The 260-nt window shown below is 62.3% G+C and carries 1 protein-coding gene; it reads left to right on the top strand.

The window, feature by feature from the left end; genetic code table 11:
- Positions 1-260 (top strand): hypothetical protein (locus tag SB756_RS31760; protein ID WP_410913460.1); only part of this gene is annotated, 260 nt, incomplete at both ends.

The following is a 260-nucleotide window of genomic DNA, read 5'->3' as shown; positions in this document are numbered from 1 at the left end:
AGGACACGCGCTTCCCGCCCTGGCGGATGTCAATCTGGTGCCGCAGGATCTCTCGTCCGCACCGGTCGTGGCACCCGAGACACTGCAACGCCTGAGCTGGCAACCGCTGTCTGCTTCTCAGACACAGACCACAAAACTTGCTAACAGCGGACAGACGCTGAATGCGCCACACATTGCCGGTCCGGTCGCGGCCTACAGTCTGCCCGCCAATATCGGCGAACTGACGCTGACGCTGAGCAGTGAAGTGGCGAACGGTCAGG

The organism is Pseudomonas sp. SIMBA_068, from assembly GCF_046534705.1.
Lineage (GTDB): Bacteria > Pseudomonadota > Gammaproteobacteria > Pseudomonadales > Pseudomonadaceae > Aquipseudomonas > Aquipseudomonas putida.
Note: the sequence above shows the minus strand (reverse complement) of the source record. Positions and strands in the feature narration are given on the sequence as shown.